Source organism: Burkholderia sp. BCC0405 (genome assembly GCF_902833075.1).
In the GTDB taxonomy this organism is placed as follows: Bacteria; Pseudomonadota; Gammaproteobacteria; order Burkholderiales; family Burkholderiaceae; genus Burkholderia.
Genome location: NZ_CADFEO010000022.1, coordinates 1 through 24,882 on the forward strand (window position 1 = coordinate 1; position 24,882 = coordinate 24,882).

The 24,882-nt window shown below is 64.5% G+C and carries 23 protein-coding genes and 1 pseudogene; 18 read left to right on the top strand and 6 right to left on the bottom strand.

Annotation, left to right across the window (positions count from 1 at the left end; genetic code table 11):
- Positions 1–113: pseudogene (locus HWX36_RS37395) on the top strand (IS630 family transposase); the annotation flags it as partial.
- A gap of 719 nt (positions 114–832) precedes the next feature.
- Here the strand turns inward: HWX36_RS37395 and HWX36_RS29110 are convergent.
- Complete coding sequence (locus tag HWX36_RS29110; protein ID WP_072438200.1) at positions 833–1,165, bottom strand: DUF2322 family protein; 333 nt, start codon at positions 1,163–1,165, stop codon at positions 833–835.
- Positions 1,166–1,272: 107 nt separating this feature from the next.
- Positions 1,273–1,974 (bottom strand): flavin reductase family protein, encoded by a 702-nt coding sequence (locus tag HWX36_RS29115; protein WP_175957016.1) that lies wholly within the window; start codon positions 1,972–1,974, stop codon positions 1,273–1,275.
- 297 nt (positions 1,975–2,271) lie between these two features.
- Between HWX36_RS29115 and HWX36_RS29120 the strand changes: the two genes are divergently transcribed.
- Both HWX36_RS29120 and HWX36_RS29125 read left to right on the top strand, forming a co-directional pair.
- Positions 2,272–2,598, top strand: coding sequence for a thioredoxin family protein (locus HWX36_RS29120; protein ID WP_175957259.1), 327 nt, complete (start codon positions 2,272–2,274; stop codon positions 2,596–2,598).
- A 10-nt stretch (positions 2,599–2,608) separates the two neighbouring features.
- Entirely contained in the window at positions 2,609–3,028 is a 420-nt protein-coding gene (locus HWX36_RS29125) for a secondary thiamine-phosphate synthase enzyme YjbQ (RefSeq protein WP_175957018.1), read from the top strand.
- A gap of 75 nt (positions 3,029–3,103) precedes the next feature.
- On the opposite strand, the gene atsR is transcribed toward HWX36_RS29125, so the two are convergent.
- The 3 genes from atsR to HWX36_RS29140 are packed head-to-tail and all read right to left on the bottom strand — an operon-like array spanning position 3,104 to position 6,330.
- Positions 3,104–4,915, bottom strand: a complete 1,812-nt coding sequence (atsR, locus tag HWX36_RS29130) for a hybrid sensor histidine kinase/response regulator AtsR (protein WP_175957020.1) — start codon at positions 4,913–4,915, stop codon at positions 3,104–3,106.
- On the bottom strand, positions 4,912–5,415 hold the full coding sequence (locus HWX36_RS29135) for a molybdopterin-dependent oxidoreductase (protein ID WP_175957022.1): 504 nt from the start codon (positions 5,413–5,415) through the stop codon (positions 4,912–4,914). The genes atsR and HWX36_RS29135 overlap by 4 nt, the downstream gene beginning before the upstream one ends.
- A 42-nt stretch (positions 5,416–5,457) precedes the next feature.
- Positions 5,458–6,330, bottom strand: a complete 873-nt coding sequence (locus HWX36_RS29140) for a helix-turn-helix domain-containing protein (RefSeq protein WP_175957024.1) — start codon at positions 6,328–6,330, stop codon at positions 5,458–5,460.
- A gap of 359 nt (positions 6,331–6,689) precedes the next feature.
- Between HWX36_RS29140 and HWX36_RS29145 the strand changes: the two genes are divergently transcribed.
- The 3 genes from HWX36_RS29145 (at position 6,690) to HWX36_RS29155 (ending at position 9,362) form a co-directional block, all read left to right on the top strand.
- A complete protein-coding gene (locus tag HWX36_RS29145) occupies positions 6,690–7,277 on the top strand; it encodes an SEL1-like repeat protein (protein ID WP_175957026.1) in 588 nt (195 codons plus the stop codon).
- Positions 7,278–7,397: 120 nt separating this feature from the next.
- Positions 7,398–8,225 (top strand): hypothetical protein, encoded by an 828-nt coding sequence (locus tag HWX36_RS29150; RefSeq protein WP_175957028.1) that lies wholly within the window; start codon positions 7,398–7,400, stop codon positions 8,223–8,225.
- Positions 8,226–8,348: 123 nt separating this feature from the next.
- On the top strand, positions 8,349–9,362 hold the full coding sequence (locus HWX36_RS29155; protein WP_175957030.1) for a hypothetical protein: 1,014 nt from the start codon (positions 8,349–8,351) through the stop codon (positions 9,360–9,362).
- Positions 9,363–9,399: 37 nt separating this feature from the next.
- Here HWX36_RS29155 and HWX36_RS29160 read toward each other — a convergent pair whose 3' ends face one another.
- Positions 9,400–9,978 (bottom strand): hypothetical protein, encoded by a 579-nt coding sequence (locus tag HWX36_RS29160; RefSeq protein ID WP_175957032.1) that lies wholly within the window; start codon positions 9,976–9,978, stop codon positions 9,400–9,402.
- A gap of 390 nt (positions 9,979–10,368) precedes the next feature.
- Between HWX36_RS29160 and HWX36_RS29165 the strand changes: the two genes are divergently transcribed.
- The 12 genes from HWX36_RS29165 to HWX36_RS29220 all read left to right on the top strand — a co-directional run bounded on the left by HWX36_RS29165 (position 10,369) and on the right by HWX36_RS29220 (position 24,696).
- Positions 10,369–11,775 (top strand): undecaprenyl-phosphate glucose phosphotransferase, encoded by a 1,407-nt coding sequence (locus HWX36_RS29165; protein ID WP_175957038.1) that lies wholly within the window; start codon positions 10,369–10,371, stop codon positions 11,773–11,775.
- A gap of 86 nt (positions 11,776–11,861) precedes the next feature.
- The gene (locus HWX36_RS29170; protein WP_347879235.1) at positions 11,862–13,046 is read left to right on the top strand and encodes a polysaccharide biosynthesis/export family protein; all 1,185 of its coding nucleotides are present in this window, start codon (positions 11,862–11,864) and stop codon (positions 13,044–13,046) included.
- Complete coding sequence (locus HWX36_RS29175; RefSeq protein ID WP_175957053.1) at positions 13,043–13,534, top strand: low molecular weight protein-tyrosine-phosphatase; 492 nt, start codon at positions 13,043–13,045, stop codon at positions 13,532–13,534. Before HWX36_RS29170 ends, HWX36_RS29175 begins: the two co-directional genes overlap by 4 nt.
- A 7-nt stretch (positions 13,535–13,541) precedes the next feature.
- Positions 13,542–15,791 (top strand): polysaccharide biosynthesis tyrosine autokinase, encoded by a 2,250-nt coding sequence (locus HWX36_RS29180; RefSeq protein WP_175957055.1) that lies wholly within the window; start codon positions 13,542–13,544, stop codon positions 15,789–15,791.
- Positions 15,792–15,810: 19 nt separating this feature from the next.
- Positions 15,811–16,989, top strand: coding sequence for a UDP-N-acetylglucosamine 2-epimerase (non-hydrolyzing) (wecB, locus tag HWX36_RS29185; RefSeq protein WP_175957057.1), 1,179 nt, complete (start codon positions 15,811–15,813; stop codon positions 16,987–16,989).
- A 28-nt stretch (positions 16,990–17,017) separates the two neighbouring features.
- Entirely contained in the window at positions 17,018–18,262 is a 1,245-nt protein-coding gene (gene wecC, locus HWX36_RS29190; protein ID WP_175957059.1) for a UDP-N-acetyl-D-mannosamine dehydrogenase, read from the top strand.
- 20 nt (positions 18,263–18,282) lie between these two features.
- Positions 18,283–19,569 (top strand): hypothetical protein, encoded by a 1,287-nt coding sequence (locus HWX36_RS29195; RefSeq protein WP_175957061.1) that lies wholly within the window; start codon positions 18,283–18,285, stop codon positions 19,567–19,569.
- Complete coding sequence (locus tag HWX36_RS29200) at positions 19,566–20,798, top strand: hypothetical protein (protein ID WP_175957063.1); 1,233 nt, start codon at positions 19,566–19,568, stop codon at positions 20,796–20,798. Before HWX36_RS29195 ends, HWX36_RS29200 begins: the two co-directional genes overlap by 4 nt.
- Before the next feature lies 1 nt (position 20,799).
- The gene (locus HWX36_RS29205; RefSeq protein ID WP_244136543.1) at positions 20,800–21,927 is read left to right on the top strand and encodes a glycosyltransferase family 4 protein; all 1,128 of its coding nucleotides are present in this window, start codon (positions 20,800–20,802) and stop codon (positions 21,925–21,927) included.
- Positions 21,924–22,724, top strand: a complete 801-nt coding sequence (locus HWX36_RS29210) for a polysaccharide lyase (protein WP_175957069.1) — start codon at positions 21,924–21,926, stop codon at positions 22,722–22,724. Before HWX36_RS29205 ends, HWX36_RS29210 begins: the two co-directional genes overlap by 4 nt.
- Before the next feature lie 131 nt (positions 22,725–22,855).
- Complete coding sequence (locus HWX36_RS29215; protein WP_244136544.1) at positions 22,856–23,935, top strand: aspartate-semialdehyde dehydrogenase; 1,080 nt, start codon at positions 22,856–22,858, stop codon at positions 23,933–23,935.
- The gene (locus HWX36_RS29220) at positions 23,932–24,696 is read left to right on the top strand and encodes a WecB/TagA/CpsF family glycosyltransferase (protein ID WP_175957071.1); all 765 of its coding nucleotides are present in this window, start codon (positions 23,932–23,934) and stop codon (positions 24,694–24,696) included. Before HWX36_RS29215 ends, HWX36_RS29220 begins: the two co-directional genes overlap by 4 nt.
- Positions 24,697–24,882: the final 186 nt, after the last annotated feature.

Consider the following 24,882-nt stretch of genomic DNA (forward strand, 5'->3'; position numbering starts at 1 on the left):
AAAAGCTCATGCGCTACATCCGCCAATACAACAAGCAGGCCGCCCCGTTGAAGTGGAAGTACTCCGATCCAACTCGACGCATCCGGTGCAATTCATCCGGTTCAATGGACTAGCGCGAACGCTTCCGTACTCGCGACGATCGCCACGCTGTCAGACGGATCGATGCCGTCTCCGAGAAAAAACAGGCTGCCGCTGCGGCGCCGACCGCGATCAGCGTGATGCCGACGATGCGCGCGAGGAGCCCGTGGAGTGACGACGGTGCGGCGGCGCGCTGCTGTTCGAGTGCCGCATGCAGGTACCCTTCGCTACCGTTTTATTCGACGCATCGCCCGTCGCCTCGCACACGGCGCAACGCGTCGCGCCAGGACAAGACCGGGCGCCGGTCGCGCTGGCAAACGGTACCGTGTTCGTCAACGAGCCCGGCATGTTCGATGCCGCTACGGCACGCGGGTCCCGTATGGGTATGCACGCGTGACGCGCGTGTGTGCCGGCTGCGAAAAGCTTGGCGTGGTGGAGTGACGAACGACACGATTTGTCGGCGAGATGGCTGGCGGCTTTCCCGGGGCGTCGTTTAAATCAAGGAGCCGATCGCGAGAATGACGGGCGGCGGGCGGGGCGAGGGGTTCGTCAAGCCGCACCTCGGACGAGGGGCGACTGCGCGCGCTCGACGAAAACGGAGCGTGTTTGCCGGCGCGTGCGGGCGTTCGGTCCCGCATGACTGAATCGCGCGGCTCGGACGGCGGAACGATGACGCGGCATGCATTGGCGCCCGTTGACGAGATGCGTGAGCGTGCAGCGCATCGAGGTGCGGCGTCATGGTCCCGCCTGTCGCTCAGCCCTTCGCGACGACGTCGATGCGTAGCGCGTCGCCGCCGGCCACGATCGCGAGCAGGCGATCGACGTTCGGGTGCGCGCCGGGGCGGTTGCGTGCGTCGGCGGTGTGCTCCGCGAACACCGCGAGGCCATGCTCGGCAGCCTTCGCGTCGAGCGCGCCGAATGCCTGCTTCAGGTAATGGTAGACCGCGAGCGAACCCTGCTTGCCGGGCTGGTTCTCGATGCTGGCGACCACGTCGCCGTTCGCGCCGACGAGATCGATGCGCGCGATGCCGTCGATGGCCGGCAATTGCGCGAGGTTGTCCTTGAATACTGGGGTAGCTTGAATCACTGAAAACACTCCGTCGGTTCGGTCATCGGCCAATGAGCATGGCCGGCCGTATTTTATCCGATCGGTCTCGGCGCAACGGCCGGCGCGGGCCGCCACATCGCGCTTCATCACCGCCCGGCGTCGGCCGGCACGCCCGCCTCGCGCGAACGCTCGATGTCGGGGCTGCGATACGCGCGCTCGGGAATCTCGGCGAGCCTCGACGCATGCAGCTGCCGCGGCGCCAGGCCGTAAAATCGCTGAAAGCTCATGATCAGCGGCGACCATCTGTCCGGATCGATGCGGTTCGGATGGCCGTCCATCAGCAGGTCCGGATGCACGTGCACGCGCTGGATGCGCACCTCGAACAGCGTGATCTTCCCGCGCAGGTCCGGTGTTTCATCGGAGAGGCCGTGCGTGGCCGCGACGACCGCTTCCAGGTGAATCGGGCACTCGAGCGCACGCGGCGGCCGCACGGTTTGCGATGGCGTCTCCGTCAGCCCGGCCGTGCCGAACTTGTCGGGTTCGTACACGTAGCCCTTCGCGCGCTTGCCGTCGGGCACCGGATGCGTGCCCGTCGTCCGTGCGATTCGGTCGACCGCGTGCGCTTGCGCGGAGGACGGCAGGTTCAGCACGCATTCGCCGGTGCGCAGCAGGTTGCGGGTGGTCTGCGAACTGGCGGCGATGCCGATTACGCCGCGCCAGCCGAGCCAGAACGCGGACGAGATCGGCGCGAGATTGGCCGTGCCATCCGGATTCAGCGTGCTGACCAGCACGACGGGCGTGCCGAAATAGAGGATGTTCGGTTCGGTGACGCGATGCGGAGCGTTCATGGTCGGGGCCTTCGCTTCGTTGAGGGATCGGTTTGCATGCTGATCCTGTTGCGGCCGCTCGGCGCTCCGATTCTTGTCGTCTCATCCGGGGATTGTCGCGATGCGGCGACGCACGAAAATTGCTCGCCCTCCAGTGCCTGTGATGCGCGGCAACGGCGCGAGCACGCGGCGCGCGAGCGGCCATGAGCGCATCGGCGCCACGCAGGCTTTTCGGCTACAGTAAGAAATCGCAGGCCGCATGCCGCCGCGCCTCGCGCGCCGCACGGCCACATTCCGGAATTGCACATGAGGGCCCCGATGGACACGCTGCAACGCTATACCGCCAACGCGCCCACGCGCGAGGAAGTCGACGCACTCGCCGGCGCGACCGTCATCGAATTCGGCGCCAACTGGTGCGGCATCTGCGCGGCCGCGCAGCCCGCGATCGTCGAATCGTTCGCCGCCCATCCCGCCGTGCGCCACCTGAAGATCGAGGACGGGCCGGGCCGCCCGCTCGGCCGCTCGTTCCGCGTCAAGCTGTGGCCGACACTGGTGTTCCTGCGCGACGGCGTCGAAGTCGCGCGCGTCGTGCGCCCCACCGATGCCCGGCAGATCGAAGCCGACGGTTTCGCGGCGCTGGCCTGACGCTATGGCCATGCAACAAGCCATCACGCATATCGCCGTCGATGCGCACGGCGGCGGCCTCGTCGAGTTCACGCCGCAGGTGCGTGCGTTCATCGACCAGCAGTCGATTCGCACGGGCCTGCTTACCGTGTTTTGCCGGCATACGTCGGCTTCGCTGCTGATCCAGGAGAACGCGGATCCGTCGGTGCGGCGCGATCTGGAGCGCTACTTCGCGACGCTCGCGCCGGAAGACGAAAGCCGCTACGAGCACGACACCGAAGGCCCCGACGACATGCCCGCCCATTTGCGCACGGCGCTCACGCAGGTGCAGCTGTCGATTCCGGTCGAGCATGGCCGCATGGTGCTCGGCACCTGGCAGGGGATTTATCTGTTCGAGCATCGTCGCGCGGCGCACCGGCGCGATATCGTCCTGCATCTGATCGGCGAATGAACGGGAATGTGAGCGGGAGCGCATGACGCGGCGCCGGCGCGCGATGCCGTGCGCGTTTGCACGCGGCACGCCGATTCAGCCGAGCAACTTCTCGACAAGGGCGCCGAGTTCGCGCAGGTGTACCGGCTTCGGCAGGAATTCGTCGAACACGCGCTGGTTCTCGCGCAGCGCGGCCGATTCATACGCGCTGACGCCGAGGATCGCCGGATGGCGGCCGTCGTCGTCCGGCCGCGCGACCGCGCGAATGCGGCGCGCAACCTCGAAGCCGCTCAGGTCCGGCAGTTCGAGATCCAGAACCACGATGTCGTAGCGGCCCGTGCCGAAGCGCGCGACGCCTTCCTGGCCGGTGCCGCACAGATCGGCGTCGATGCCGAGCGCCGACAGCATCGCGCCGAGCGTTTCGCGCGCGTTGTCGTTGTCGTCGACGACCAGCGCGCGCCGGCCGCGATGCGCGGCGGCGGCCGGCCATGCGGGCGCTTCGCCGGCGGCCTCGGTGACGTCGGGCACTTCGACGGGCAGCGTCACGACGAATTCGCTGCCTTCGCCGACCACGCTGCGCACGTCCACATGGCCGCGCAGCGTCGTGACGATTTCGCGCACGACGGCAAGCCCCATGCCGATCCCGTCCACATGCAGCCCGACCGCGTCGTTCGCACGATAGAACGGCTCGAAGATCTTCGGCAGATGCTGCTTCGCGATGCCGGTGCCCGTGTCGCGCACGGCGATCGTCAGTTGCTTGCCGGCCGGTGCGTCGGCGAGTGCGATCGATATGTCGATCGATCCGCCGAGCGTGTACTTGACGGAATTCTCGATCAGGTTCGACAGCACCTGTCGCAACAGCTTGCGATCCGAGCGGATCGAGAGATCGCGCGGTTCGACCTGCTGCGCGACCGCGATACGCCTGGCCGCGATCTTCTTGCGCAGCGGCTCGATGACTTCGGCGAGCAGCGACGCCATGCCGACCGTTTCCAGTTCGGCGAGGCGCTTGGTCGAGCGCAGCTTGATGTAGTCGGTCAGGTCCCTGACGAGGGCTTCGAGCGACAGCGCGGAATTTTGCAACCGCCGGATCGTCTTCAGGTTCGCGTCGGATTGCGGGCGCGCGAGCAGGATCTCGATCGACCCGCAGATCGCCTGCAGCGGCGTGCGCAACTCATGGCTGACCATCCCGAGGAATGCGTTCTTCGCCTCGATCATTTCGAACGCGCGGTCGGACGCCTTGCGCTCGGCGTCGAGCGCCGCATCCTGTCGTTCGAGCAGGTCGTCACGCGTGCGCATCGTGTAGAACAGCAGCAGGAACAGCGCGCACAGGATCACGCCGAGCACGGTGCCGAGGATCAGGATCGCGCGCTGCTTTTCCTTCAGCTGACGGAACGTGAAGTCGCGCTGCGCCATCTCGATCGCGCGGAAGTAGTTCGCGAGGCCGTTGACCTTCGGCCAGTACGCATTGACCTCGTCGATCAGCTGCCGCGCGTTCTTCGGCGCACCGCGCAGCAACGGCACGTCGTGCTTCAGGCGCGTCATGAATTCGCCGAGCGCGCCGATCTCGTTGCGCGCGCGCGGGATGCGCAGCCAGTATTCAGATACTTCGGAGGGCCGCTGCAGGAACCCGAACGACACCGACAGGCTGTCGAGCTGCATCTGCACGTGATCGAAGTCGTCGTCCTGCTGCGTTGCGTAGAGGATCAGCTGCCGGTCGAATCGCGTATAGACGTTCCGGTATTGCGCGGCAGTCCAGAACACGCCTTCGCGCGGCCCTTCGAGCACGCCCTCGTTGACCGACGTGGCGAGGAGGTCCCACAGCAGGAACGCCCACGCGGCGAACCCCATGATCCACAGCGAGCCGAGGACCAGGATGATTTTTCTATTTTTCCATCGCCGGCGTTTCATTTCACCGTCAGGCCGATGATCTGCCACGCGAACTTGGCCTCGCCGAGCGGCGTCTTCAGTTCATCGGGATACTGGTCGCGCGGGTACATGATCCACAGCGGGCCATAGTTGTCGTTGCCGAGCACCTTGCCGTTCATCGTTCGCGCGAGGATCACGCCGTAACGATCGGCGTCGGACACGGGGATCGTGAACGTGTATTCGTCGATGCAGTGGAACTCGATCTGCGTGCCGTGCGCGCCGACGATCTTCAGCACGTCGGACAGACGCGGGCCGGTGAAGGTCGCCTTCGGCGTCCAGCTCGTCGACGTGACGATCGTGTGCTGCGGCAGCGCCATCAGCGCCTGCTCGGAAAACACGTAGGCCGTCCCGCCTTGCTGGTTGTGCTTGTCGATCTTGCCGTCGACGGTGAACGTAAACGACGAAGCGGCCCAGGTCGCGGCCGCGATGCCGAGCAGGCAGGCCGTCAGCAGGCTCTTGATCCAGATGGTCGAAATTCGCATGTCGTGCCCTCGGTCGTGCGGTGGTGATTTGTCGTTGCGGCCTCAGTTCGCGGCGGCGGGAGCCGGCAGAGGGATCTTCAGTTCGCGCGCCACTTCGGCGAACAGGATCGGCAGGCGCACCGGTTTTTCCTCGCAGCGCGCGTTGTAGTGCGACACGATGTGCGCGATTTCGTCCTCGCTGGCTTCGCCGGTCGAGATCTTTCCGGTCAGCAGAAAGATCGGCGCGCCGCTGTTCTCGCTCGAGCGGATGCCGCGCACGAGTTCGGCGGCCGTCTGGTCGCCGAGCATCCAGTCGAGGATGTAGCCGTCGAAATCCTCGACCTCCAGCGCCTTGCGGAACGCTGCGCCGTCGAAGTACGGAATCGCGTTCACGCCTTTTTCGATGAAATATTCACATACCGTTTCGGCGACATCCTGCGAATCGTCGACCACGGCGATCCGCGCCGCATACACGTTCGGCTGGGTCGAGCGCAGCTCGATGACGTCGACCGGATACGTGCGGCCTTCGCGCGCGTGCTGACGCTCGGTGATGAGCCATTCGCCCTGCCACTGCAGCGCGACGAAATCCGTCTCGATCTGGCTGCTGGCCTTGGTCGAGATCGCGGCGCGGCAGCGGAAGCGCCGCGACTCGATCACGAGCGTCGCGTCGACCATCTCGGCGGCGGCCGGCTGCGTGCCCTTGTCGTCGAGCAGGATCGCGGGCGGCACGCCGAAGTGCGTCGCGATGTCCTGCAACTGCGACAGGTTCCACGGGATCAGGCCTTTCATCTTGCGCGTGACGACCGAGAAGCTCAGGCCGAGCACGTTCGCGATCGTCGTGTTGTGACTTCGCGGCGGAATGCCGTTCCGGTTCAGTAGGTCGCGCACCTTGTTGGCGGTGATCAGATCGACGTTGGCCTGCTCGCTGTTGGACATCTCGATGGGGTCTCCAGGGGTTTTGGCGAGGGTGAGCATATCAAAACTGACGCGTCATGCAAGCTTTGAAAAAGCGAATGACCTTGACATGCCATTTTTCTCCATTATTATTGCTCACCACGTCACTATTGTTTTTCGCGTCATGTTTGGAGATCGATGCCGGCCACAGGCGGTGCAGCGAAACGCGGGAACAATGAAGCAGTGACTGAACGATTCGAAGAGAGAACCTGAGAGAGCCTTGGAGTGCGTGTCGGCGTTGGCGGATTGTATCCGTTGCGCCGCGCGCCGCCGGGTACGAGCTCGCCGGGGTGGGATAGCTCGAAGAATTGCGGCGCCAATAGAACCTGAGGGAAGTAACAATGTACCGCCGTTTACTCGCACCGGGGCTGCTGTTGCTACTGGCCGCGTGCGCGCAGGATCCGTCGATCACCAGCAACACGGTGCGGATCTGCGACGACACAGGTTGTTCCGACCGTCCTAAAGATCAGGTGTCCTACCAAAAAAGGGACGATTCGGAAGACCAGGAAAGCCCGCGCATCGCTGCGCTGAAGCAGACCGCGAAGACCCAGCCGAAGGCCGCCTACGACCTCGGCCTGCGTTATTTCCGCGGCGACGGCGTGCGCCAGGACAGCTACCAGGCACTCAAGTGGATGCGCGAGGCCGCCGAGCGCGGCGACCTGCGGGCGCAGAAGGCGCTCGGCAGTTTCTACCTGTTCGGCCTCGAGGAAATGGGGTCCGACGCGCGCGAAGCGGAGAAGTGGCTGTCGATCGCGGCCGGCCGTGGCGACAAGGAGTCGAAGAAGCTGCTCGACCTGGCGCGCAAGGCCAAGAAGGAAGACGAAGAAGACTGGAAATGGCGCACGGAATGGCGTGACCGCTATTACGACTATTGGTACTCGGGCTATCCGTACTACGGCGTCTGGCAGCAGACGTACTGGTACTACTGACCGGGCCTGAAGCAACGGGGGCAGCAGCGGGGAGACCACCATCGCGCGCCAGCCGGGGGGCTTATCGAAGTTCGCACGAACACATAAGCCGGACAACGACTCTAATCGATCAATAACGACATGAAGACCATCCTTTCCCAACGTCTCACTCAAGGTGCGCTGGTGGCGGCGCTTTGCGCGTCCGTGACGGGCTGCGGCGGCGTGGTGACGCCCGGCGGCCAGAACGCGGGCGTGACCGGTGCCGCCGCGGGCGGCACGAGCGCCGGCGCCGATTCGGGGCTGCAGCGCTGCGCGTCGCCGCTCGGCACGATTGCCGTCGATGATGGCCGCAACGCCGACTGGTGGGGCCCGTTCGGCAGCGCGACCAAGATGACGACGATCGACCCGCTGCTGCGCCTGGCCGTCCAGCAGTCGAACTGCTTCGTGATCACGTCGATCGGCAACCAGAAGAGCGACGCGCGCCTGTCGCGCATCACGCAGCTGCAACGCAACTCGGGCGAATACCGCGCGGGCTCGAAGCAGCAGAAGGGCCAGCGTGTCGCGGCCGACTATTACATGGAACCGCAGATCGTCATCAACGATTCGCCGATCGGCGGCATCGGCAGCATGATCGGCGGGCTGATCGGCAACAGCGCGGTCGCGGCGGTGGCGGGCCACCTGCAGACGAAGGCATCGGTCGTCACGCTGACGCTGTTCGACGTGCGCTCGGCCGTGCAGATCGCGGCGTCGGAAGGCAGCTCGACGGCGACCAACTACGGCGCGGCGCTGGGCGGCTTCGGCGGCGGCGTGGGCGGCGCGCTCGCGGGCTTCTCGACGACGCCGGAAGGCAAGGCGACGGTCGTCGCGTTCATCGACGCGTACAACAAGATGGTCGTTGCGCTGCGCAGCTACAAGGCGCAGGACGTCAAGGGCGGCCTCGGCCGCGGTGGCCAGCTCCAGGTCAACTGACGTTCCCGGGCCGGCGGGGCGCCGCCGGCCGATTCCTGATGCTTGATTCGTGATGGTCCGTGCGTGCGGAACCATTCGCGCGTACCGGTTGCGTTCGTCCTGTTCGTTTGAAAGGTGATTCCGATGAAAGCCGTTGCATTGATCGTATTGACCTGTCTGGCGCTGACTGCTTGCGGCGGCGACGACAATGCCTCGCCCGCTTCGGCCGGCGGCGGATCGGGCACGAGCAACAACGGCGGAAGTGGCGGCACCGGCGGCACCGGTTCCGGCGGGACGGGAAGCGGCGGCAGCGGTGGCTCGGGCGGCAGCACGCTGACGCTGCGCTACGACGCGCAGCCGACCGCGGCGGATCAGGCGAGCTTCCTGACGCTGCTCAACAGCGAAGGCGCGAAGGGCTATCGCTATCTGGGCGACTACTTCTACAACGCGTCGAACGGCGGGTCGCGTTCGATCTTCGTGAACGACGGCGCGGCGCAGACGTACACGTACCAGTTGCAGGCGGCGCCGTCCGACATGACGGGCTTCGTCAACCAGGCCAACGCGCAAGGCACGAGCGGCTACCGCTACGAAGGGCCGCTCACGTACGGCTATCTCTATCGCAAGGACGGCGGCTCGTCGGCGACCTATACGTACGCGACGACGGCGTTGCCGGCCGACACGAACGCGTTCCTCACGCAGGCGAACGGCCAGGGCCAGTCGGGCTACTGGTTCCTGGGCCCGATGATGGTCGGATCGGTGCAGGCGAACGTGTACATGAAGAACAACGCGTCGAACGCGACCTATACGTACGATGCGCTGGTGCCGGCGACGAACGTCAGCGACTTCATCGCGCAGGCCAACAGCGAAGGCGCGAAGGGTTATCGCGCGAAGGGCGGGATGCTGTTCGGCAGCACGATCTCGTGGGTCTACGTGAAGGACCAGACCCAGTCGCCGACCTTCACGTACCAGTCGGCCGCGATCCAGTCGACCGGCGACAGCTTCGTCCAGCAGTCGAACAATTTCGGCGCGCAGGGCGCCGCGTATCTGGGCGATCTCGCGCTCGGCACGTCGACTCCGGTGATGGCGTCGTTCTACTTCAAGCCGGCCAACTGCACGGGCTTCCTGTGCACGACGCTGAATCCGCTCACGCAGAATTGAGCGGGCGACGCTGGCACAGCGGCGTCGCGCGGGTCGTTCACTGCTGAATGCCCCGCGCTTGCCGAATCGAGTGCCTCAGGTGCGCCGCGTCATCCATGGACGCATCTTTTGCCGCCGGCTTGCCGGCGGCGTTTCGTTTACGCGTCGGATTGCGCCCCGTACGCGATCTCGCTGCGAAATTTCGATCACGCTCAAAGCAGACTTTCTTGTTCTCACACGTGAGCCGAGCGTTGCCGCTGACGTTGCCGCGATGGATGCGCACGAGCGGCATCGTGACGAGCGCGCGGCACACGCGCGCCCTTTTGTCACTGTCGAGATCCTCGAATTCGTCGCGGAGCCGGGACGTCATGTCGGAACAGGCGACGTCGATGCACGTCGACACCGGGTCGGCCGGCACCCGAGACGAAGCGCGGAAGTGACGCCGGCGCGCGTTGCTCGTCAGGACGCGCAGCGAAAACCGACCACCCGCGCGTAGCGGCGCATTGACGCCGCACTTATCGCAACGTCGACACACGTCGCAATCGTCGGACATCGTGTCCGCGGGATGACGGTGCTTCCACACTGTCTCGCGAAGTGACCCGATGCGCATCGCACCGCGTGCTTGATCAATTGACATCAATCAATCTGCCATGTAGGCAGGGACCTCATTGGCAAATAGGACAAGAAACATCTCTATATCAATTTGTTTCGGACTTGAACGATTTAAAACGTCAGATCGTGGTGGCAGTATCCAAGTCTTACATCGTCTCGATAAGCGATGAGCTCGTGGTAAGCGGAGAGCGTCGGTCTCGTTGAAGTTGTCAGGCCACGTCCACCAGGTTCGAAAATCAACAGTTCGTAACATTTGATTGAAGGCCTGTGTCAATCGAATCAGGTTCGTATTGCTAAACAATAGATGAAATCGATCATCGGTTCGGGAGTCGATCCGTGCCGGCGTGGCATGCATTGCGTGACGATGCACCGCAGTTCCATTGCCGATCGACCGCGACGGTGATCGCCCAGGGTTATGCCTTCGTTAAACCAAACTAGATACACCCCCGCCGTTCGCGGAAAAGCGTCGCGGTTCAGGTTGCTGGATGCCGCGCTGCTTGTCGCTACCGCATGGGCGGCGAGAAGCTGGCTGGGCGGCTCGCCGTCTGCTGAATCGGATGCCGTGCTGATGGCCGTTTCGATCGCGTGCGCGCTGCTCCTGTTTCCGTTGGTCGGCTTGTACGGCGATCCCGAGCGCCGCCTGTCATGGCGTCGCGTGTGGCTCGCGCCGGCCTGTCTGGCCGTTGCGTTGTGTGTCGGCGCGATTTCCGCCACGGCGCACGACCGGCAATTCCCCGTCGCGCTCGACTGGGTAGCCGGCTGGTTCGCGTTGTCGGCGGTCGCGCTCGTCGTGTCGCAGGCCGTGCGGTGGTGGCTCGGCGTTGTCGCGGCGGCGCGGCGTGCGCGGCGCAAACCGGTTGCGCTCGTCGGGCATCTCGAACGTTGCCGGACGCTCGTTGGCCGCGATGCGCGTGAAACGTGGCGGCCGTTCCGGATAGCCGCGATCTTCGACATGGCTGGTCCGTCGCCGATCGGGCCGGAAGAACCGGCCGTGCATCGTGACCTGGCCAAATTCGTCGAGCACGTGCGTCGCGCACAGGTCGGGGAAGTCTGGATCGTGCTGCCGTTGTCGGAGGCCGATCGCGTCGGCGAGATCGTCCGCGCATTCGCCGAGGATCTGGTCGACATCCGCTTCATGCCGGATCTCACCGGCATGACGCCGCTTCATCCGGACGGCGCGATTCGTGGCCGCGCGCTCGATCTCGTCTCGTCGCCGCTGTCCGCGCGGGCGCTGGCGGGCAAGGCGATGTTCGATCGCGTGTTCGCGGGCCTGGCGTTGATCGGAATCGCGCCGCTGATGGCCGTCGTTGCGCTGGCGGTCAAGTTTTCGTCGCCGGGGCCGGTGCTGTTCCGGCAGCAACGCAGGGGCGCTTACGGGCGCGTCTTCACGATCTACAAGTTCCGGACGATGCGCATGTGCGACCCGAGCGAGCCGGGCGAAGTCCGGCAGGCGACGCAAGGCGACCCGCGCATCACGCGTGTCGGCGCGCTGCTGCGGCGCACGAGCCTCGACGAGCTGCCGCAGTTCTTCAACGTGCTGAAGGGCGACATGTCGGTGGTCGGGCCGCGCCCGCACGCGGTGGAGCACGACCGCTTCTACCGGCACCTGGTCGACGGCTATATCCAGCGCTACCGGATCAAGCCGGGCATTACCGGCTGGGCCCAGGTCAACGGTCATCGCGGCGAGACGGATCGCATCGAGAAGATGCAGAGGCGGATCGAACACGATCTCTATTACCTGAATAACTGGTCGTTTGCGATGGATATGCGGATCGTGGCGGCGACCGTTCTGTATGGATTCACGCATCGCAATGCCTATTGAATGACGCGCCGACGTACGGCGTCTGGACAATGGAAATGGAAACAGGAAAACGGCCCGGCTCACGGGCGCAACGATTGCGATCGGCGATGACGGTCTTGTCCGTCGTGCTGCTGTCCGCTTGCGCGGTCGAACCGGGCATGCATATGAACGTTGCGCACGATGCGCCTCACGATGATGGTATCGCGACGCAGGCATATGAGGGCGGCTTGACGGTGACGATGCATCGCATCGATGCGGCATCGCTCGGCCGGCCGCAAAACGCACCCGCTCTGCGTGAAGCGGTGGCGTCGGTGCCGATCGGGCCGATCGACGGCGAGTTGATCGCGGCCCAGCGGCGCGAGGCGCGCGCACAGGATGAACGCATGCGCGCGGCGCTCTTTGCCGCGCCGGCGCCATACGCGATCGACGCGGGCGACGTGCTGCAGATCACCGTGTGGGATCACCCCGAACTGGCCGCGGCGCAGGGCAACCCGGGCACGCAACAGGTGCGTCCTGCCGATCCGCCGGCGGGCTTCGTGGTCGATCAGGCCGGCAACCTGGCTTTTCCGTACGTGGGCGAACTGCATGTCGCCGGCATGAACACGAGCGAGATTCAGTCCGCGCTGCGCGCGCGGCTGTCGAAGTGGTTCGTCGCGCCGCAGTTGACGGTGCGCGTTGCGTCGTATCGCGCGAATCGCGTCTACATCGACGGCGAAGTTCATGCGCCTGGCGCGCAATCGCTCAACGACACGCCGATGACGTTGTTCGAAGCAGTCGCGCGCGCGGGCGGCTTCACAGCCGACGCCGATCAGAGCCGTATGACGCTCGTGCGTGACGGCGCCGCCTATCCGGTCGACCTGTCGGGGCTGATTCGCGAGCGCGTCGATCCGTCGCGCATCGTGCTGCGCAACGGTGACCTGCTGCAGGTTGGCGCGCGCGACCAGTTCGGCGTGTACGTGATGGGCGAAGTCAACAAGCCGACGACGGCGCTGCCGCAGCGCAACGGCCGGCTCACGCTGGCCGACGCGCTGTCGCAGGCGGGCAGCGTGAACCAGGGCACGGCCGATCCGAAGCAAACCTACGTGATTCGCGCCGGCGCGGACCGGCAGGCGCAGGTGTTTCATCTGGATGGCAGGTCGCCGGTGTCGATGGTGCTCGCCAACGAGTTCGAGCTGCAGCCGCGCGACGTCGTGTACGTCGACAGCACGAAGCTGGCGCGCTTCGGCCGCGTGCTCGCGCAACTGCTTCCGGCCATCAACGCGGGCCTGACGGCCGCGATCGTCACGAAATGATGAAACGGATCCTGGTGGTGTGTACCGGCAACGTATGCCGCAGCCCGGCCGCGCAGGCGCTGTTGTCGCGCGCGCTGCCCGGTCGCACGGTGGAGTCGGCCGGCGTCGCGGCGATCGGCGGGACGCCGGCCGACCCTGTGATGAACGCGCTGTTGATCGCGCGTGGCTTCGACCTGTCGGCGCATCGGGCCCGGCGCGTCGATGACCGGACCTGCCGGTGGGCCGACCTGATTCTGGTGATGGAGGTCGCGCATCGCGAGCTGATCGAGCGGACTTTCCCGATGACGCGCGGCCGTGTGTATCGCCTGACCGAGCGCTACCGGATCGACGTTCCTGATCCGTACCGCAGAAGCCGCTACGTCTACGACTACGCGACGAAGCTGATCGAGCACGGCGTTGCCGATTGGGCCGCGCGGATCGCCACCTTCGACCCGAACCTGCAGCAGCATCCGGATACCGGCACGGATGCGCCGGAACACTTGCAGTGAGCCTCAAATGAACGCATCGAACCCACGCCAACCTCATTTACGCGACGCCGATGAACTCGACGTGCGCGGCATCCTCGACCTGCTGATCCGGCACGCAGGCCGCATCGTCGCGGTCACGGCGACGTGTGCCGCGCTTGGAGCGGGCTATGCACTCGTCGCGAAGCCGGTCTACAAGGCAGACATTGCCGTGCAGGTCGAAAGCGGCGGCTCGGACCTGCGCGGCATGGCGGAGGGCGGGCTCGTCGGCGGCCTCGGCGCGCTGTTCGACGTGAAGTCGACCGACGACGGCGAGATGGAAATCCTGCGTTCGCGGCTCGTGACCGAACCGGTCGTCGACGGTCGGCATCTGCATATCGAAGCGCATCCGCGCCGCATCCCCGTGATCGGCTCCGCCGTCGCACGCTTCAATCGCGGGCTGTCGACGCCCGGCCTGTTCGGGATCGGCGGATTCGTCTGGGGCAACGAGCGCATCGATGTTCCGGCATTCGACGTGCCGCGCGACTTCCAGAAACATGCGTTCATCGTCACGTCGCTTGGTGACGGTCGCTATCGTCTGTCCGGCGGCGATCTCGATCGCGATGTGGAAGGCGCGATCGGCGCGCCGCTGCGCGTGAAGACGGCCGCAGGCGACGTGACGCTGCAGGTGGCCGGCATCGAAGCCGAGGCGGGCGCACAGTTCGTCGTGAAGGCGGACTCGAGGCAGGTCGTGCTCGCCGAACTGCAGAAGAAACTGACGATAGCGAATCGCGGCAAGGATCAGTCCGGCGTGATCGGCGTGTCGTACGAAAACCATGATCCGGAGCGTGCGGCCGCCGTGCTGAACGCGATCGCCGACAACTACGTTCGGCAGAACGCGAGCCGCAAGGCAGCTACCGCCGAGAAGTCGCTGGCGTTCCTGAGCGACCAGGTACCGACCGTGGAGCGTCAGTTGCGCGCCGCCGAAGATCGCCTCAATGCATACCAGGCCCGCCACGAAATCGTGGACCTGACCGAGCAGGCGAAGGCGATGCTGACGCAATCGACCGCCGCGCAGATGTCGCTGTTCGAACTCGAACAGAAGCGGCTGGCGTTGGCGTCGACGCTGACGGCGGCTCACCCGGAACTCGCGGCGGTCGACCGGCGGATCGCCGCTGCCAAGGCACAGATCGGGACGATCAACGACACGATCCGGCGTTTGCCCGACGCACAGCAGAACGTCGTACGCCTGCGCCGCGATGTGACAGTGCAAACGGAGATCTATGTCGGCCTGCTGAACAGCATCCAGCAGCTTCGCCTGGCGACCGCGAGCAAGATCGGCAACGTGCGCGTGATCGATCGCGCGATCGTGCCGGACGAGCCCGTGCGGCCGAAGCCCGCGCTGGTCACGGTAATTGCCGCACTGATGGGGCTCGTGCTCGGCACGTGCGCAGTCGTCGGCCGCGCGGTGCTGTTCGGCGGCGTGACCGATCCCGCGGAGATCGAGCGCGACACGAACCTGAACGTGATGGCGACGATTCCGCACAGCGTTGCGCAACGCCGGCTCGCGCAGCGCGACGCTGCGGCATGCGAGGCGACGGTCCTGGCGCTGACGCGACCGAACGAACCCGCGGTCGAGGCGCTGCGGAGCCTGTGCACGGCGCTGCGGTTCCAGTTGATGGACTGGCCCGACGGCAACCGCGTGCTGATCACGGGACCGTCCGCGGGTGTCGGGAAATCGTTCGTGTCGGCCAACGTGGCCGCGCTGCTCGGACAGTCGAACAAGCGCGTGTTGCTGATCGACGGCGACCTGCGTCGTGGCGAGCTGGCCAGGCGCTTCGGCACGCGGCCGGAGATCGGCCTGTCGACCGTCCTTCGCGGCGGCGGGACCGCCGCCGCCGCCATCGTGCGCGACGTCGCGCCGAACGTCGACCTGCTACCGGCCGGCCCGCACGTCGACCGGCCCGTCGAACTGCTGTCGTCCGATCGTCTGTCTGCGTTACTGACGCACGTTGCACGCGATTACGACGTCGTGCTGCTCGATGCGCCGCCGCTCCTGCCGGTGACGGACGCCGTCGTCCTGGCCGCGCATGCGGACACGATCCTGCTCGCGGCACGCGCCGGCGTGACGACCTCGGGCGAACTGCTCGAAGCGGCGAAGCGGATCGAACGCGCCGGCGCGCGCGCGACCGCGGTCGTGTTCAACGGCTTCCGGCCGGGGCTGCGCTCCGCTCGGTACGGCAACTACGGCGCGTACGGGTATGACAGCGCCGATTCGCAAACCGCTGCGGATCGCACGTGATCCGCCGACGGAGATTCCGATGACCCATCACCACGAAAACATCCTCGTTACGTTCGGCACCCGCCCGGAAGCCATCAAGATGGCGCCGCTCGTCCACGCGCTGCGGGCCCGCGAAGGCGTGCGCTGCGGCGTCTGCGTGACGGCCCAGCATCGCCACATGCTCGATCAGGTGCTCGACCTGTTCGGCATCGTGCCGGATTTCGATCTCGACCTGATGCGCGCCGGGCAGACGCTCGGCAGCCTGACCGGGCACATCCTCAATGCGCTCGACCCGGTGCTGGAATCGTTCCGGCCCGATCTCGTGCTCGTGCACGGCGATACGACCACGACGCTCGGCGCGACGCTCGCGGCGTACTACCGGCGCATTCCGGTCGGTCACGTGGAGGCCGGGCTGCGCACCGGCAACCTGTATTCACCGTGGCCGGAAGAGGCGAACCGGAAGGTGACGGGCGCGCTCGCGCTGCATCACTTCGCACCCACCGAAACCTCACGGGCGAACCTGCTGGCCGAAGGCGTCGAAGCCGACCGCGTGCACGTGACCGGCAATACCGTGATCGACGCATTGCTGACGATTACCGAGCGCCTCAAGCACGACGGGGCGCTGGTGCAGCAGATGCGCGAGCGGTTTCCGTTCGTCGACGACGAGCGGCGCATGATTCTCGTGACCGGGCACCGCCGCGAGAATTTCGGCCGCGGGTTCGAGCAGATCTGCGAAGCGCTCGCGACCATCGCGAAGCGCTATCCGGAGTGCCGCATCGTCTACCCGATGCACCTGAATCCGAACGTGCGGGAACCCGTCACGCGGCTGCTCGGCGACATCGGCAACGTCATGCTGATCGAGCCGCAGGAGTACTTGCCGTTCGTCTATCTGATGAGCCGCGCGTGGTTGATCCTGACCGACTCCGGCGGGATCCAGGAAGAGGCGCCGTCGCTCGGCAAGCCGGTGCTCGTGATGCGCGACACCACCGAGCGGCCGGAAGCCGTCGGGGCGGGCACGGTCCGGCTGGTCGGCACCGAAGTCGAGCGGCTGGTCGGCGCGGTGGTCGAGCTCTGGGAAGACGGCCGCACCTATCGCGCGATGAGCCGCGCGCACAACCCGTATGGCGACGGCCGCGCAAGCGAGCGGATTGCGGATCTGCTGGTCTCGCCGCCGATCCTGACGCAGGGGCCGGCATACCTGGCCGGCTCGCCCTGCTGAATCCCCCGACGTCTGGAGAACCTCATTCATGTCATTCGAAACCGTTTCCGTCATCGGGCTGGGCTACATCGGCCTGCCCACCGCGGCGGCCTTTGCCGCGCGCCGTAAAAGCGTGGTCGGCGTCGACGTGTCGCAGCACGCGGTCGACACGATCAATCGCGGCGAGATCCATATCGTCGAACCCGAACTGGACATGCTCGTGCACGCCGCCGTGACGCAAGGCTACCTGCGCGCGACGGCAACGCCCGAGCCGGCCGATGCGTTCCTGATCGCGGTGCCGACACCGTTTGCCGATGGCAACAAGCCGGACCTGACCTATATCGAGGCCGCATGCCGGTCGATCGCGCCGGTGCTGAAGAAGGGCGACCTGGTGGTGCTGGAGTCGACTTCGCCGGTCGGGGCGACCGAAAAAATTGCCGCGTGGCTCGCGGCGCAACGCCCGGACCTGACCTTTCCGCAACAGACCGGCGAGCGCTCGGACATCCGTATCGCGCATTGCCCCGAGCGCGTGCTGCCGGGCCACGTCGTGCGCGAACTCGTGGAGAACGACCGCGTGATCGGCGGAATGACGCGCAAATGCGGCACGCGTGCGCAGGAACTGTACGAGGTGTTCGTGCGCGGCGAGTGCATCCTGACCGATGCGCGCACTGCCGAAATGTGCAAGCTGACCGAGAACGCGTTTCGCGACGTGAACATCGCGTTCGCGAACGAGTTGTCGGTGATCTGCGACCAACTGGACATCAACGTGTGGGAACTGATCCGGCTGGCGAACCGCCATCCGCGCGTCAGCGTGCTGCAGCCGGGGCCGGGCGTGGGCGGCCATTGCATCGCGGTCGATCCGTGGTTCATCGTCGATTCCGCGCCGGAGCACGCGCGTTTGATCCGAACCGCGCGCAACGTGAACGACGACAAGCCGCATTTCGTCTACGAGCGCGTGCGGCAGGCGGCGAGCCGCTTCCGCGAGCCGGTGATCGCGTGTCTCGGGCTTGCGTTCAAGGCGGATATCGACGATCTGCGCGAGAGCCCGGCGATGGAGATCGTCGAAGCGCTGGCGCGGAACGCCGGTGCGACGCTGCTGGTCGTCGAACCCAACATCGCCGCGTTGCCGGCGTCGCTGGAAGCGAAGACCCGGCTGTGCGATCTGAACACCGCGCTGGCCGAAGCCGACGTGATCGTGATCCTCGTCGATCACGCGCCGTTCCGGCGAATGGACCCGGTGCGGCTGCAGACCAAGGTCGTGATCGACACGCGCGGCATACTGGCGCGCGGGTAACGGGCGGGCGCACAAACATCATGCTGCGGAATGCCGACGCCGAAAAGCTGCTGGGCCGTGTCGAAGCGCTTGTCTGTACCGGCGCGCCCGGTCTCTATCGCGTGCTGACGTTCTGGGTCATCCAGCGGATCTATTCGCTGGACGAGCTTGGGGCTGCGGCGTCCAACCTGTCGATCGCGCAGATGATCGGCTTCTTCACGGCCATCGGCTGGGCGACGCTGATTCTGGTACGCGTACCGGCGACCGACGGGAAGCAGGCGGCGCGCGGCGCGTTCTACTCGTTGGTGTCGATGGCGGGATGGACCGCCGTGGCCGCCACGTTCGTATGTGTGCTGGTGTCCGCGACCGGTCTCGTCGCGTTCGATCTCGGCGGCGTGGTCGCGCTGATGTGGGGCTGGACCGTGTATCAGCTCGCGCGACATTTCTTCGTGTCGTACCGCCGCTACCGGATCACGATCGCGTTCGACTGCCTGCTGATCGTGGGCTCGTGCGCGATGCTGTGGATTGGCACGCGCCACGGCCATTCCGCGTCGTCGTGTCTGGCCGTTGCGCTGGTCGTGGTGGCCGTCGCGATGTTCGCCGCGATCGGCGCACCCGATCGTCGCGCGTTTTCGATGCGCATCGACGTGAAGGGGCTGCAGTTCGGGCTGACCAATTTCCTGTCCGGCGGCATCGCGCTGGTGACCGTACCGGTGGCGAAGGCGATGTGCGGTGCGTCGTTCGCGGGAATGCTGTCGTTGTTTTCTTCGGTGACCGCGATCGGCAACCTGCTGCCGCGCGCCATTTCGATCGCGCAATTGCCGGACTTCGTGAAGCGGAAGAAGGACAAGGCGCCGCTCGATGCGACGCTGGGCGCGATGCGGCGCAATATCGACCTGTCGAATCTGGTCGTACTTGTCGCGAATCTTGCGATGGTGGCAGGACTGACCTACCGATACGGGCTCGACGGCCACGGCGTGTCCGCGGTGCTCGCAGGCGGCGTGCTGCTGTCGATCCAGTGCGCGGCCGGCGTGCTCGGTGTCGTCAGCAGCAACGTGATGATGGTGTTCGAGCAGAGCGCGGTCACCGCGCGGATCAACATCGGTACGTCGGTGTTGTTCGTCGCATTGCTCGGCGGCTGCGCCGTCATCGGCGGCGAAACCGGGTTCTTCTGCATGCTGGCGTCCGCGGTGGTCGTGACGCTGATCCGGAACGCGATCGTCGTGATGCATGCACGGCGGGTATGCACGGCCTATGCGGAATCGATCGGGGCATTGGACGCAGCCGATACGAAAGCGACGCCGGCGGCGTCGGGAGCGCGTCCATGAACGCGGCCGCCCGATTCCCGGCGATCGTGCCGCATCGTCGATCGCGCGTCGCCGACCTGGGCGCCGGACTGCTGGCGCTCGCTTACTTGGTCTTCTGCGTCAGCGACACGCTGCTCACGCTCGACGACGATCGTTCGCAGGTCGTAAAGATGAGCGCGTTCGGCCTCGTGTTCGCGGCGATTCTGCTGCGCCCGCGCTTTCACCGGCTGGCCGTCGTCGCGCTCCCCATCGCCGTGTCGCTCTGCATCGGGATGCTGCTGTCGTTCAACGTCCATGCAGGGATCGAGGAACTCGTCCGCTTCCTCTTTCCGGTCGCGATCACGGTGGCGATCTTCCCGTACCGCGACCGGCTCGACGTGCTGGTCAGGACGTTCATCGGCGTGGTCGTGAGCAACGACCTGTTCCAGCTGTATTTCTATGTGTCGTACGCGATCGGGTTGCCGCTGTTCATGCCGGTGCGGATCGACTCGGGATTGTTCCTGCGTGCGCAGGGGTGGATGGGATTCTTTTCGGAATTCAGCTTCATCAACTTTTGTGCTTTTCTGCTGTGTCGCTTCCATTTTTGCAATTCGTCCAGGCTGAAATGGTCGTGGGTATTCCTGCTGTTCTCGCTGCTCGGATTTTCTTTCAAGATGTACGTCGCGATCATTCTTTACCCGGTATTTCTTGGCTGGCGGGATATTCGAGTCTGGGCGGTGTCGCTTCTCGCGATGCTGGCCGGAACTCTGTTTCTCCTGATCGGATTATTCGATTCGTTCGTTCGGGTCGCGATGGCGAAACTGTCGTTTTACATCCTCTCCGGTAACTCGGCGCGAGCGGAATCCTATCGGGTGATGTTCGAGTCTCTGCTGAACGGCAATTTGCTCGGTGAGGGCCTTGGGAGTTTCGGCGGCCCCGCGTCGGTAAAGTACGACTCGCCGCTATATCAGACCTATCACTTCAACTGGTATGGGCTCGACGGTGTGTTGAAGACCACCGATACGTTCTACCCGCATTTGTTTGTCGAAATGGGCTTGTTTGGCGCGATTCTCTGGCTTGCATTCATGCTTTTCTATGGGCAATCCAGGAGGAAAAACATGATCTGGATGTATGTCGTTCTTGCGTTTTGTTTCGACAATCTGTTCTCGATGGCATTTCTCTCGCCATCCTATGTGTTTTCAGCGTTGCTGATGATGTATGTGTTCTCCGCGCATGCCAGGTCATCGAGGGGGGAATCGAATGAGACATGAGATGAATGACGCGGGGATTCCCAACGCGAACCGGATCAACGTATTGCACGTCGGTCCCGGATATGGTCAACGCGGCGGTATTGCTTCGGTACTCGGGGAACTGGCCGCCCGGCGGGCCAGCTTCGAGCGTGCCGACATCGGAACGACGATCTTCGAAACACATGGCTTCCAGAACACCGGTTCATCACTGCGGTTCTTTTCGTCGGACATGCCGAATTTCATCTTTGCCGCAAGGGGAGCCGACGTTGTGCATTTCCACGTTTCGGAGCGTGGTTCCTTCTACCGAAAGTTCGCCCTCTATATGATCGCGAAAGCGATGCGACGACGGGTGGTGTTCCATTTGCATTCGGGTAATTTCGACCGCTTTGTCGCACGTGCCGACGGCGTGACGCGTGCGGCAATACGTCAGTTCATAGGAGGCGCTGACGCGGTAATCGGCGCGTCTTCTGCGTCGGCACGGCTGTTGAATCAGTTTCGGAGAAACGCTGACGATACAAGCGTCGTTGCCAATTTCGCGACGGATGCGGAACATGATGCAATGCACTGCGGTTCGCATGATCGCCCGCGGGCCTGCGTTCAACCCTATATCGCATTTGCCGGTCGCCTGTCGACCCAGAAAGGCGTCGACGTGCTGATCGAGGCTCTCGGCCTACTCACGAGGCAGGGATTCGATATCGCGCTGAGGCTGGCCGGCGAAGGTGATACGGAGCGATGGCGTGGCGTTGCACACGCTCATGACGTGATCGATCGAGTCCATTTCGAGGGATGGCTGGAGCGCGACGACAAACTCTCGTTCTATCGAAACGCATTCGTGTTCTGTCTGCCTAGCCAGTTCGAGGCATTCGGTATCGCAGCACTGGAAGCCATGTTCTGCGGTGTGCCTGTCGTCGCCACACGGGTTGGCGGGCTAGAAGATCTGGTGAGAGAAGGTGTGACCGGGTATCTCGTCCCACCCAATGACGCCGAGGCACTTGCCGGCCGTGTTCGTCAACTACTCGAAAATCCGGCGCTCGCGACGCGCATGAAAGCCGCCGCACTGTCCCGGGCAAAACAGGACTACGTCGCCGATGTTATTTCGGAGCGGTATGTTCATTGCTATCGCGACATCACGAACGGAGCCGCCGTATGAAATTCGGCAAGCCCGTCACGTCCGGCACTGTGCTGATTGCGGCAGGGCTCCGATCAATACTGGTCGTGGCTTGTGCAACGACGACGGCAGTTCGCGTGGAGTCTGCCGATTACCAATCCGTTTATTCGAACTCGTGGCATAACGGTCTGAACGGCCTGACGTTCCAGCAAACCACGCCGACGAATATCACGCTGGTGGACGATCCGGTTGCCTCCGGCCGTCGCGCGATTCGAGTCGAACTTCGAAAGAGTCAGGATTTTTCCCATCTGATCAATCGGTTGCCGAGGGCAGAATTTCTCTTGCCGCGCAACATCCAGCTTGCTCCCGGACATGAATATCTGATCCGGTGGCGCACCTATCTTCCGAGCGATCTCAGATTCGACAGCAAGCAATTCGCAATCATCACTCAAATTCACCAGGGTGAGCATAGCGGCTCGCCCCCGGTCATGCTGCAACTGTTCGGATCGGAATACATCATATCCGTCCGCGGCGGCCACGATACGACGCATGACACGCAAAGACATCTCTGCTGCGCCGCGAATGACCGGGGAAGATGGGTTGACTGGACGATCCTCTATGCGCCCGATTCATCGGGGCGCCAGGCTATTACGCAGGTGTGGAAGGACAAACTCGCCGTTTTCGATGCGAATGGCATACCGAACGCTTATGTCGGCGATCGGCACAGCTATCTCAAGTTCGGCATCTACAAGCCAAGTTGGCAAACCTATCCCACTGACGTCGATGCACTCGCCGTGTATTTCGGCGATGTCTCCGTGGATGTCAAGAGAAACGATTGATGACTGCATTTCCCGATCCCGCCGCCGTCGCCGACGGCCTGCTCGCGCATTGCCAGCGCCACGACTACGCGGGCCACGATCCGTTCGATGGCCTGAACAGCCGCCTGTTTCGTTATTCCGGCCTGTCATGCTTGCCGCTCGCGCGCATCGCGTGGCTTCAATTTCACAAGCGCAGCCCGATCAATCTGCGCGGCCTGGCCGGCGTCCCACGCAAGCGGAATCCGAAGGGTATCGCGCTGATCATTCTCGGTTTGCTTGAACGTGAGCGCCGGATCGGCGACGGAACGAGCGTTGCGGAAGCGCGCTTGCTAGGCAACTGGCTGCTGGAGCAACGCGTCGACCGGCGGCTGTGGCGCCATAGTGCATGGGGTTATCACTTCGACTGGGCGGCGCGCGCCTTCTTTGTGCCGGTCGGCACGCCGAACGCAATCACGACGTGCTACGCCGCGCGGGCGCTGTACGCGCTTGGCGACGCGACCGGAGATTCCCGTTTCATCGACACGGCTGTCGATGCCGGATACTTCCTCGATTCGCTTTATACGGAACACGACGGTTCCGGATACTACGCATACATCCCGGGCGAATCAGCGTTCGTCCACAACGCGAACCTGTGGGTGACCGCATTCGTTGTAGAGACGGCTCGCCGAACCGGCGATTCCGCGATGTGCGAACGCGCGCTGCGTGCGGCGACGCTCAGCGTGTCGATGCAGCGCGACGACGGCGCATGGGCTTACGGCCTGCGTAGTCATCACGCATTCGTCGACGGCTTCCACACCGGCTACAACCTCGAGGCGCTGCACTGCCTGCAACAGGCCGCTGGCACGAGGCGTTTCGACGACGCGATCGATCGGGGCCTCAAGTACTACCGGAACACGTTCTTCACGCCCGACGGCACAGCGAAATACTACGCCGACCGGATCTGGCCTCTCGACATGCATTCGTTCGCGCAAGCGCTGATCACGCTGCTGACGGTGTCACCGGTGGAGTCCGACCGCCCGCTGGCGCAGCGTGTATTCGATCGCGCGATGCAGACGCTCTACCTGCCTGCCGAACGCCGCTTCGCCTATCAGCGCACGGGTCGTTCCGTCAATCGCGTTGACTACCTGCGATGGACGCAAGCGTGGGCGTTCTACTCGATCGGCCTTCTTGCGAACCACGTCAAGCCCGACGCTCTGTCGTCCTATTCCCTGTCCCGGGGAGAATTCGCATGAATCGCATTGAACTGTTCGGCTGTCCGATGGACGTCGGCACCATGACCGAAACCGTCGAGCTGATCCGCGATCGCATTGCGTGCTCGCAATTCACGCAGCACGTGGTCGTCAACGTCGCCAAGCTGGTCAATATGCAGGCCGATCCGGAGCTGGCCGCCTCGGTGCATGCCTGCGATATTGTCAACATCGACGGGATGGGTGTCGTGTGGGGCGCCCGCCTGCTTGGCCATGACGTTTCGGAGCGCGTCGCCGGCGTCGACCTGTTCGAGCGCCTGCTCGACATGGCCCAGCAGGACGGCCTGCCGGTTTTCATGCTGGGCGGCTCCGAGGCCGTTGTGCAAAAGGCGGCCTGCGCAGTCTCGGCAAAGTACCCGATGTTACGGATTGCCGGTATTCACCATGGCTACTTCTGGGATGACGAGCGTACCGTCGTCGACCAGATTCGTATGTCGGGCGCGAAGCTCCTGTTCGTTGCGATTACGTCGCCGCGCAAGGAAAACTTCATCAATCGCTGGAAATCCCAATTGGGCGTCGATTTCGTAATGGGCGTAGGCGGGACGTTCGACGTGGTGGCTGGGAAGGTGAAGCGTGCGCCGCTGTGGATGCAGCGCAGTGGCCTTGAGTGGGCGTTCCGCGTCATCCAGGAACCGGGGCGGATGTGGAAGCGCTATTTGTCGACCAACAGCCGGTTCCTCGTGATGCTGACAGGCGCGTATGTGTCGCGGTTGTTTCGGCGCAAGGGAGAGGTCGATGCGAATTAGATGTGTTCTTGCCGCCCACATGCTCGTTGCAACGGTCTGTCACGTGGGTCCGCAGCGCGGCTCGTCCGAGCACGCGTGCTTTTAACGAGCAAATGACGCGCGCGGCATCGACGAACCGCGCCGCCTGGCACCCGTTCGGCGGAGGCTCGAAACGGGCGCTAACAGCGCGCGCCGCACCTCCGCCCG

Excerpts from the sequence above, each read along its gene's own strand:
- HWX36_RS29220 (WP_175957071.1), top strand. The coding sequence starts at position 23,932 with ATGAATCGCATTGAACTGTTCGGCTGTCCGATGGACGTCGGCACCATG.
- HWX36_RS29210 (WP_175957069.1), top strand. The coding sequence starts at position 21,924 with ATGAAATTCGGCAAGCCCGTCACGTCCGGCACTGTGCTGATTGCGGCA.
- HWX36_RS29135 (WP_175957022.1), bottom strand. The coding sequence starts at position 5,415 with ATGCGAATTTCGACCATCTGGATCAAGAGCCTGCTGACGGCCTGCCTG.
- HWX36_RS29170 (WP_347879235.1), top strand. The coding sequence starts at position 11,862 with ATGACGGTCTTGTCCGTCGTGCTGCTGTCCGCTTGCGCGGTCGAACCG.
- HWX36_RS29175 (WP_175957053.1), top strand. The coding sequence starts at position 13,043 with ATGATGAAACGGATCCTGGTGGTGTGTACCGGCAACGTATGCCGCAGC.
- atsR (WP_175957020.1), bottom strand. The coding sequence starts at position 4,915 with ATGAAACGCCGGCGATGGAAAAATAGAAAAATCATCCTGGTCCTCGGC.
- wecB (WP_175957057.1), top strand. The coding sequence starts at position 15,811 with ATGACCCATCACCACGAAAACATCCTCGTTACGTTCGGCACCCGCCCG.
- wecC (WP_175957059.1), top strand. The coding sequence starts at position 17,018 with ATGTCATTCGAAACCGTTTCCGTCATCGGGCTGGGCTACATCGGCCTG.
- HWX36_RS29195 (WP_175957061.1), top strand. The coding sequence starts at position 18,283 with ATGCTGCGGAATGCCGACGCCGAAAAGCTGCTGGGCCGTGTCGAAGCG.
- HWX36_RS29140 (WP_175957024.1), bottom strand. The coding sequence starts at position 6,330 with ATGTCCAACAGCGAGCAGGCCAACGTCGATCTGATCACCGCCAACAAG.
- HWX36_RS29145 (WP_175957026.1), top strand. The coding sequence starts at position 6,690 with ATGTACCGCCGTTTACTCGCACCGGGGCTGCTGTTGCTACTGGCCGCG.
- HWX36_RS29160 (WP_175957032.1), bottom strand. The coding sequence starts at position 9,978 with ATGTCAATTGATCAAGCACGCGGTGCGATGCGCATCGGGTCACTTCGC.
- HWX36_RS29205 (WP_244136543.1), top strand. The coding sequence starts at position 20,800 with ATGAATGACGCGGGGATTCCCAACGCGAACCGGATCAACGTATTGCAC.
- HWX36_RS29125 (WP_175957018.1), top strand. The coding sequence starts at position 2,609 with ATGCAACAAGCCATCACGCATATCGCCGTCGATGCGCACGGCGGCGGC.
- HWX36_RS29155 (WP_175957030.1), top strand. The coding sequence starts at position 8,349 with ATGAAAGCCGTTGCATTGATCGTATTGACCTGTCTGGCGCTGACTGCT.
- HWX36_RS29165 (WP_175957038.1), top strand. The coding sequence starts at position 10,369 with ATGCCTTCGTTAAACCAAACTAGATACACCCCCGCCGTTCGCGGAAAA.
- HWX36_RS29115 (WP_175957016.1), bottom strand. The coding sequence starts at position 1,974 with ATGAACGCTCCGCATCGCGTCACCGAACCGAACATCCTCTATTTCGGC.
- HWX36_RS29150 (WP_175957028.1), top strand. The coding sequence starts at position 7,398 with ATGAAGACCATCCTTTCCCAACGTCTCACTCAAGGTGCGCTGGTGGCG.
- HWX36_RS29120 (WP_175957259.1), top strand. The coding sequence starts at position 2,272 with ATGGACACGCTGCAACGCTATACCGCCAACGCGCCCACGCGCGAGGAA.
- HWX36_RS29200 (WP_175957063.1), top strand. The coding sequence starts at position 19,566 with ATGAACGCGGCCGCCCGATTCCCGGCGATCGTGCCGCATCGTCGATCG.
- HWX36_RS29180 (WP_175957055.1), top strand. The coding sequence starts at position 13,542 with ATGAACGCATCGAACCCACGCCAACCTCATTTACGCGACGCCGATGAA.